Annotated in this window: 7 protein-coding genes and 1 tRNA gene; 3 read left to right on the forward strand and 5 right to left on the reverse strand. The window is 65.1% G+C overall.

Translation table 11 applies throughout. The features are described from left to right. Nucleotides 1-184: 184 nt before the first annotated feature. Complete coding sequence (locus CIW53_RS14050) at nt 185-943, reverse strand: MBL fold metallo-hydrolase (protein WP_149365347.1); 759 nt, start codon at nt 941-943, stop codon at nt 185-187. Continuing rightward, nucleotides 940-1671, reverse strand: coding sequence for a 3-deoxy-D-manno-octulosonic acid kinase (locus CIW53_RS14055; RefSeq protein ID WP_149365348.1), 732 nt, complete (start codon nt 1669-1671; stop codon nt 940-942). Before CIW53_RS14055 ends, CIW53_RS14050 begins: the two co-directional genes overlap by 4 nt. 35 nt (nt 1672-1706) lie before the next feature. Here CIW53_RS14055 and CIW53_RS14060 point away from each other — a divergent pair, with 35 nt between their 5' ends. Further along, entirely contained in the window at nt 1707-2744 is a 1038-nt protein-coding gene (locus CIW53_RS14060; protein WP_149365349.1) for a glycosyltransferase family 9 protein, read from the forward strand. Between the two features lie 72 nt (nt 2745-2816). On the opposite strand, the gene CIW53_RS14065 is transcribed toward CIW53_RS14060, so the two are convergent. Genes CIW53_RS14065 through hisS form a run of 3 tightly spaced genes read right to left on the reverse strand, consistent with a single transcriptional unit; the run spans nt 2817 to nt 6572 of the window. After that, complete coding sequence (locus tag CIW53_RS14065) at nt 2817-3218, reverse strand: DUF6165 family protein (RefSeq protein ID WP_149365350.1); 402 nt, start codon at nt 3216-3218, stop codon at nt 2817-2819. Then, the gene (locus CIW53_RS14070) at nt 3215-5137 is read right to left on the reverse strand and encodes an aromatic amino acid ammonia-lyase (protein ID WP_149365351.1); all 1923 of its coding nucleotides are present in this window, start codon (nt 5135-5137) and stop codon (nt 3215-3217) included. Before CIW53_RS14070 ends, CIW53_RS14065 begins: the two co-directional genes overlap by 4 nt. A 55-nt stretch (nt 5138-5192) precedes the next feature. Further along, nucleotides 5193-6572: a histidine--tRNA ligase gene (gene hisS / locus CIW53_RS14075; RefSeq protein WP_149365352.1), complete on the reverse strand. Its 1380-nt coding sequence runs from the start codon at nt 6570-6572 to the stop codon at nt 5193-5195. 165 nt (nt 6573-6737) lie between these two features. On the opposite strand from hisS, the gene CIW53_RS14080 reads away from it, so the two are divergent. Both CIW53_RS14080 and CIW53_RS14085 read left to right on the forward strand, forming a co-directional pair. Then, a tRNA-Pro gene (locus CIW53_RS14080) sits at nt 6738-6814 on the forward strand. Nucleotides 6815-7071: 257 nt separating this feature from the next. Then, nucleotides 7072-7971: an efflux RND transporter periplasmic adaptor subunit gene (locus CIW53_RS14085; RefSeq protein ID WP_149365353.1), complete on the forward strand. Its 900-nt coding sequence runs from the start codon at nt 7072-7074 to the stop codon at nt 7969-7971. Nucleotides 7972-8098 lie beyond the last annotated feature (127 nt).

Consider the following 8098-nt stretch of genomic DNA (forward strand, 5'->3'; position numbering starts at 1 on the left):
TCGTTCCAGACGAATTTGTCGAACCCGCGATAGGTTTTACCCTATACACAACTCCAGCGGCACCCTTCATTCAACCACCCGGACACCTCTCCGCAATGAAATCCTCTTTGCCGGCAATCCAGCCATCAAAGAGTCGGTAAGAATAGCGTCAGGGCCCCATACAGGCAAGCGAACAGGCGCTGATTCAGCCAGCGTCGGCCCGGGGCTCCGCCGGGGCGTGCAAGGCGACATGCTCGCCCGGACCGGCGATGCGGTAACCGAGCGAGGCCAGCGCCGTGCCGTCCGCCTCGCTGCCGTAGTGGTACAGCAGCAGCCGGGCGCGCAAGGCATCGGGATACTCGCGCTCGATGTCGTCGATGCCGGTGTGCGACGGGTTGCCCACCAGGCTGCAGTCGTGCGCGATTAGCTCGCCGCTACCGGCATGGCGCGCCAGCACCTCCGGGATCGGCCGGGTGTCGCCGGTATAGACGAAGCTGCCGTTCAGTGCCAAGCCGTATGAGGTTCCGGGGACGTGATGGCGGGTGGCGAAAACGTCGAACCACAGCCCGTCCAGCCAGAAGCCACGCGTGCACGGCACCAACCTGAACGCTTCCCAGAAATTCGCGCCGCCCTCGGCGAGGACACCGGGGTAGTCGGCGACCCGTGCCTGCAGCCACGGCATCAGCGCGGCGTGGACGAACAGCCGGGTGGTGCCGCGCAGGTGCGGGTCGAACCACAGGCGGATGAACAGTTGCTCCAGTCCGGCCACGTGGTCCATGTGGGTATGCGTGATGAACACGGCCGGCGGCAACGCGTCGTACGCCGCCATGTAGCGGTCGAGCGTGTCGGGGCCGCAGTCGACCAGCAGCAAAGGCACGCCGGCACGCTCCAGCACCACCGCTGATGAGCCCAATGCCACCGCGTGGGCGGCGCCCACGCCGAGAAAGTTCAGATGCCAGTTCATGGGTTGAGCGTACGCCCGTAGCGATACAGCAGCGGTTGCCAGATGCTCTTCTCGAATGTCGCCTCATCCTGGCCGACTGCCCCGAGCTTGAGCAATGAACGGCGCAGTCGCAACAGGTTGGCCCGCTGCCACGCCACCGCCGACGTCCGCTGGCGACCGCGATCGAAGTCGATCAAATACAGTCCGTTCGGCGCCACCAGCACATTGTGCGCATTCAGATCGGCATGCCAGATGCCGTCGCGATGGAAGCGCGCCACCAGCGCCCCGACCTCCTCCGCCAGCTCGCCATCCAGCCGTCCTGCCGCCAGGCACTCGGCCAGCGTCTGTGCATCGGCGATGCGGCGGGTGATCAGGTCGGCGCCGTAGAACGGGCCATGCCGGCAGTAACGCGCGGCAACCACGGCCGGCCCGGGCAACCCAAGCCGGGCGATCTCGGCCAGCAAGCGAAACTCCATGAACGGCCGCGTGCGATCGGCGCCAGTCCACAAATAACGATCACCCATCAGCGTGGCGACCAAGCCGCCGCGACGATAGTGGCGCAACACGCATTCGCCCGCCGGCGTGGCGATGATCGCCACGCCGCCACGGCCACCGGACTGCGTGCGCAAGGCATCGCGGTCGCGCCAGTAATCCGCGGCAAACCACTCATGTCCGACTTGTAGCGACACCGCCGCGTCGAACAGAATCGCGCCTTCGGCATCGCTGTTGATTCGTTCCTGCATCATCATGCCCGGTGACTGTCACCGATTCTAACCCAGGCCTCATGACAACCCTTTCCTCGATCTGCCTGCTGCGCACCTCCGCCATCGGCGACGTGACGCACGTGGTGCCGCTGGTGCGCACGCTGCAAGAGGCGTGGCCGCACACCTCGCTGACGTGGGTTGTCGGCAAACTCGAGCGCAAGCTGGTCGGCGACCTGCCGGACGTGGAATTCGTCACCTTCGACAAGGCCGCCGGCTGGGCCGGCATGCGCGCCGTGCATGCGGCGCTGCGCGGGCGACGTTTCGACGCGCTGCTGCAGATGCAGGTGGCGCTGCGCTCGAACCTGCTCAGCCTGGGCATCAAGGCCGACCGGCGCATCGGCTACGACCACGCCCGCGCGAAGGACTTGCACGGCCTGGTGGTCAACGAACGCATCCCGGCGCGAACCGGCGAGCATGTGCTCGACGCGATCGGCAGCTTCTGCGAACCGCTGGGACTGACGCAGACCCAAGTACGCTGGGACATCCCGGTTCCCGACGAGGCCCACGCCTGGGCCGCCGAACAGCTGCCCGGCGACACGCCCACCCTGCTGGTCAGCCCCACCTCCAGCCACGCGTTGCGCAACTGGCGGCCGGAGCGCTATGCCGCGGTGATCGACCACGCCGCCTCCCGCGGCTGGCGCGTGGCGCTGGTCGGCGGCCCGTCCTCGTTCGAGCGCGAAATGGCCGACGCCGTGCTGGCGGCATGCAAAGCGCCGCCGCTGGACCTCACCGGCAAGGACACGCTGAAGAAACTGCTGGCCTTGCTCGGTCGCGCCCAGCTGCTGCTGACCCCCGACTCCGGCCCGATGCACATGGCCAACGCGGTGGGCACCCGCGTGCTCGGCCTGCACGCGGCAAGCAATCCGAACCGCTCCGGCCCCTACTCCGACCGCCGCTGGTGCGTCGACAAATACGACGAAGCGGCGCGCAAGTACCTGGGCAAACCGGCCAGCGAGATCCCGTGGGGCAGCAAGATCGAGAAGCCCGGCGTGATGGACCTGATCGGCGTGGACGACGTGATCGAACGCTTCGAAGCCGCCGCGAAGAGCGAGGAGTGAGCGGAGAGGAATGAGAAACGAGAGAAGAGCTACGGATTGCGAGCCTTTCTCTCGTTTCTCACTCCTCTTCCCTCACTTCTGCTGTCGGTAATCCTGGTACGACTTTTCCTCGACCAACTGCGATCCGAGCTTGAGGTTGATCTCGCGCTTGAACGCGGCGCGCTCGTCGTTGCGGAAATAGACCGCACGCGCCAGCTCGATGAATTCCCGGTCGAACTCCTGCGCACGCTCCTTCAGGCGGATCCTGTCCTCGATATCCCACAGCAGTTCGTTCACTGCCAGCAGGCGCGCGCGCTCGTCGGAAACATCGGTCTGCGAAGCCGCATCGTTGGCCCAGGTCGCGTTGAGCAGATCCAGCTCGTTGCGCACATTGGCCAGCTTGGCGTCGTCGGTGATCCGGCGCGACTTGATTTCGAGGATGGTGATCTTGTCGATCAATTCGCCGTAGGACACCGGGGTCTGGATCAGGCTCATGCGCTTGGCTCCGTTGAAGAGGCTTGATGACGGAACGCGCCCTGCTGCACCAGCGCGCAAATCGCACGCACGTCGCCGTCCATCGCGCGGTCGCGATGAATGAAGCCGATGTGCTGGCGCAGGATCGCGTGGGCCTCGCACACGGCGGCGCCGGCGTGGAAATCCTCCGCATTGGCCAGTGCAGCGCCAAGCTGCTGCACTTCGGCGACGAACTGCGCGTGGTGCGACTGGTCTTCGCGCGGCGCGTTGCTGATTTTCGCCGCCAGCGCCTGCCAGCCACCGCGGCTCGCCAGGCGACGCGCCGCGTTCAACATCGCCTGGCGGTAATCCAGCGCCTGCGCCGCGGTATACAGCTCCAGCGCCAGCACGTGGCCGAGATCGTCGATCATCTCGAGTACGTGGCGTGCCTCGTTGGCGCCCATCGACACGTGGTCCTCGGCGTTCGCGCTGGTCGGCACCGAATACACGCTGGCCGGATGTGCCCGCGTGGCCAGGTCGTTGACCAGGGCAGCGGCGGTGTACTGCACGATCATGAAGCCGGAATCGGTGCCGTCCTCGTTGCCGGTGAGAAAGGCTGGCAGGCCGTCGTTGGTGGCCGAATCGACCAGCTTGTTGAGGCGGCGCTCGGAGATCGACGCCAGCACCGGAATCGCCGCCTTCACATAACTCATCGCCAGCGCCAGCGGCATGCCGTGGAAGTGGCCGGCCGAGATCACCTGCTCCTCGATGAACTGCGCGCCCTCGTTGTCCGGGAAGATCAACGGGTTGTCGGTGACCGCGTTCAGCTCGATGTCGAACACCCGGCACGCCTGCGCCCACGCATCGCGCACCGCACCGTGAACCTGCGGCATGCAGCGCAGGCTGTAGGCATCCTGCGGCTGGTGCTTCTTGCCGCCCTTGAACGGCAGGAAGCGGCTGTAGAACGCTTCGCGGCCATGACGCTGGTTGACCGGCACCCAGTCCCAGCCGATGTCGAAGCTGAGCGCCTGGTCGTCCGGTTCGCTCCATGCCTCGGCACTCCAGGATTTGAAGCGCGGTACCAGGTGATAGGGAATATCCACCAAGGTCGAACCGGCCAGCAAGTCGCGCACATGCGCTGCGGTTTCCACCTGCCCAGGATGCGGACGCAACGCGTGCACTTCGGGACGCAGCGCGCCGCTGCGGCCGGCAAAAGCGTCCAGCGTCATCGACGCGGCCAGGTCGGCGGTATCCAGCAACCGCTCCAGAGAATCCAGCGCCAGCACGCCGGTCGCCAGCATCTGCGCGGTGCCGTTGTTGAGCGCCAGGCCTTCCTTGAACGACAGCCGGATCGGCGCCAGCCCGGCGCGCTTCAGCGCCTCGGCGCCGTGCATCCGCTCGCCCCGATAAAACGCCTCGCCACCGCCAAGCAGCACGATCGCCAGATGCGACAGCGGCGCCAGGTCGCCACTGGCTCCCACCGACCCCTTCTCCGGAACCACCGGCACCACGCCGGCGTTGAGCATCGCGGTCAGCGCTTCGAGCGTGCTCACGCGAATGCCCGAGTGACCGCGCATCAGCGTATTGATGCGGATCAGCAACATCGCCCGAACCACGTCTTCGCCGAACGGCTTACCCACGCATACCGCATGGGTGATGATCAGGTTGTGCTGCAGTTCTTCCAGCAGGGTCCCTTCGGACGCATGCGGATTGCCACCGGGCAGTTCATCGCGCACACGATGCGCGCCCAGCAGCTTGTCGGCATTGCTGCCGAAGCCAGTGGTGACGCCGTAGGTCGGTTCGCCGCAACTGACCTTGGCGGCGAGGAAATCGGCAGCGCGCTGCACGCGCTCGAGTCCGGCGGGGGCCAGTGAAACCTTGTTGCCGTGGCGTGCCACCGCCACCAACTGGGCGCGGGTGAGGCTGTTGCCGTCGAGGACGATGGTATCGGTTGTGCTCACTGCTGCCTCATGGATGGATTGCGTCGTCTGTCATGGATCACCGGGAAGGTGGCACTCACCCCATCGCCGCGGCCTGCTCCAGCTCCACCCGCAGCGTCTTGACCAGTTCGCTGCGCGCCACTTCGAACTGATCCTCGCGGCGCAGATCCTTCACCGTGACCACGCCCTTGGCGATCTCTTCCTCGCCCAGCACCACCACGAAACGGATACCGGCACGGTCGGCGTACTTGAACTGCTTGCCGAGCTTGCCGCCTTCCAGCACCACTTCGGTGGCGATGCCGGCGCCGCGCAGTTCGCCGGCCAGCGCCAGGTAGGCCGGCAGCTGCGTCGCATCCATCTGGGTGACCAGTACATCGACCGTGCTGGCGGCGGTGTTGATCAGGCCCGCATCGCGCAGTTGCCAGTACAGCCGGGTCAGGCCGATCGAGATGCCGACGCCGGGCAGGTGCGACTTGGTGTACTGGCCGGCCAGGTTGTCGTAGCGGCCACCCGAGCAGATCGAGCCGATCTGCGGATGATCGTTCAAGGTGGTCTCATAGACCGTGCCGGTGTAGTAGTCGAGACCGCGGGCGATCGACAGGTTCAGGGCGTAGTGCGTTTCCGGCACGCCGAAAGCGCGGATCAGGTTCAACACTTCCTTCAATTCGTCGCGGCCCTGCTCCATCGCCTCCGGGCCGGCACCAAGTACGTCGAGCTTGTCGAGCGCGTCCTGCAGCGAGGTCGAGCGCACCTGCACGAAGGCGAGGATCTTCTGCACCACGTCGGCAGCCAACCCGAAGGCCTCACCAGTCAGGGTAGTGCGCACGGCGTCCGCGCCGCGCTTGTCCAGCTTGTCCACTTCGCGCAGCACCAGCATCTGCTGTTCGCCGCCGACTACCCCCAAGCTCTCGAAGTAGCCGCGCATCAGCTTGCGGTTGTTGAGCTGGATGGTGAACGGCCCGATCGCCAGCTCGCGGAACACGCTGTAGATCACCGCCGGGACCTCGGCGTCGTAGCGCACCGACAACGCGTCCTTGCCGATCACGTCGATGTCGCACTGGTAGAACTCGCGGAAACGGCCGCGCTGCGCGCGCTCGCCGCGATACACCTTCTGCATCTGGTAACGGCGGAACGGGAAACTCAGGTCGCGTTCGTGCTCGGCCACGTAGCGCGCCAGCGGCACGGTCAGGTCGAAGCGCAACGCCAGCTCCGGCGTACCCTCGTCGGCCTTGCCCAGTGCGCCGGTGGACTGCACGAAGTACACCTGCCGCTCGGTCTCGCCGCCGGTCTTGGTCAACAGCACGTCGGAGTATTCGATCACCGGCGTCTCGACGGGAAGGAAGCCGAAACGCTCGTAGTTGCGGCGGATCACGTCGAGCATGCGCTGGAACGCGATCTGGTCGAGCGGCAGCAACTCGAGCACGCCGGGCATGGTGCGGGCCGGGGTAAGCGCCATGGAATCCTCTACTGACGGTGGGAATATTCCGTCTGGCGCGGGAGCGCGCGACGGCAGCCGTCAAGATTAACAGAACGCCATCAGCCTTCCCCAGCACGTTTGTCGACCGGAGCATCGAACCTGTTGCCAAGCTCCCGATCCGCGATTAAGATACGCGGCTTCCCACGGGGTGTAGCTCAGCCTGGTAGAGCGCTACGTTCGGGACGTAGAAGTCGCAGGTTCGAATCCTGTCTCCCCGACCAAGAATTCGCGATTTAGGCCATCTTCACGGGTGGCCTTTTTCGTTTGTTCCCGTACGCCGGACGGATTGGGCAGGTCCGTGCGAACTGGATTCGTCGCGCCGACATTCGAAAGACCCGGCTGGGATACGAAGCCCCGCAAGACAGCCTGCCCACTGCACGGCGCCGCAACGGTCACCCCGGCAATTTCCTATTGCCAGAGGTAGTGCGAGACAGTACTTTGGCGGGCGGCGAAAGCAGATCACTCTCTGCATCGCCCAGTGATTCGGGGGAACAAGGGGAACAACGGAATGACTCTTCAAAACCGGGGCCTTCGCAGGCTCCTGTTGGCGTGGCGCTGTTTGTGGGCCTGGATGCCGTCGTGCATCGCAATGATGCTGTACGCGCCAGCCCTGCTCGCCACCAGTTCCCACGAATGCCTTATCGAACCCGCACAGACGGTCGAGCTGGGAACCCCGGTTGCCGGCCTGCTCGCGCAGGTCATGGTCAAACGTGGCGATCGCGTCAGGAAGCATCAGGTGCTGGCCACGCTCGACTCCCACGCCGAAAAGGCCGCCCTCGAACTTGCCCGCTACAAATCCCAGCTGTCAGGCCCGACCCAGCTGGCGCAAAGCAAGATCGAGTTCTCCCAGCGAAAATTCGAACGCCGCCGCGACATGGCAGCGGAGAACCTGATGTCCAGGCAGGACAGCGATGACTCCGAAGCGGAATTCAAGCAGGCCCAGGCCGAACTGAAAGTCGCCCAGGAAAACCGCGAGGTGGCACGCCTGGAGTACGAGCAACGCGACAGCGAAATCGATCTGCGCACCATTCACAGTCCCTTCGACGGCGTCGTCGTCGACCAGATGATGTGGCCCGGCGAAATAGTCGAACCCGGCGCCACCAAACACGCGATCCTCAAGCTGGCCAAGCTCGATCCGCTGCGTGTCCGGGTCGTGATGCCGATGCAGTCGTTCGGACAACAGAAGCTGGGCATGTCCGCCGCAGTGACCTCGGAAATCCAGCCCGGCAAGGTCTATGCCGCGAAGGTTTCCGGCATCGATCGGATCGTCGATGCAGCCAGCGGAACCTTCGTGGTGTTTCTCGACTTGCCCAATCCAGAACTGGACATGCCTTCGGGCGTGAAATGCAAGGCTGTTTTCGGTGCAACCAGCCACTAAGTAGCCGGAGCACGTGCGCCCGGTCGCGCGACTCCGATCACTCGTCTTCTTTGTCTGCGGAACATCCCGCAAAAACTTGAATCAGACACAAGCGGCGATCACTGCGTGGTCGCACATGGGGAACAAC

Origin of the sequence: Rhodanobacter sp. T12-5 (genome assembly GCF_008329435.1) — a bacterium.
GTDB lineage: Bacteria > Pseudomonadota > Gammaproteobacteria > Xanthomonadales > Rhodanobacteraceae > Rhodanobacter.

Coding starts and splice junctions, on each gene's coding strand:
- CIW53_RS14050 (WP_149365347.1), bottom strand. CDS start 943: ATGAACTGGCATCTGAACTTTCTCGGCGTGGGCGCCGCCCACGCGGTG.
- CIW53_RS14055 (WP_149365348.1), bottom strand. CDS start 1,671: ATGATGATGCAGGAACGAATCAACAGCGATGCCGAAGGCGCGATTCTG.
- CIW53_RS14060 (WP_149365349.1), top strand. CDS start 1,707: ATGACAACCCTTTCCTCGATCTGCCTGCTGCGCACCTCCGCCATCGGC.
- CIW53_RS14065 (WP_149365350.1), bottom strand. CDS start 3,218: ATGAGCCTGATCCAGACCCCGGTGTCCTACGGCGAATTGATCGACAAG.
- hisS (WP_149365352.1), bottom strand. CDS start 6,572: ATGGCGCTTACCCCGGCCCGCACCATGCCCGGCGTGCTCGAGTTGCTG.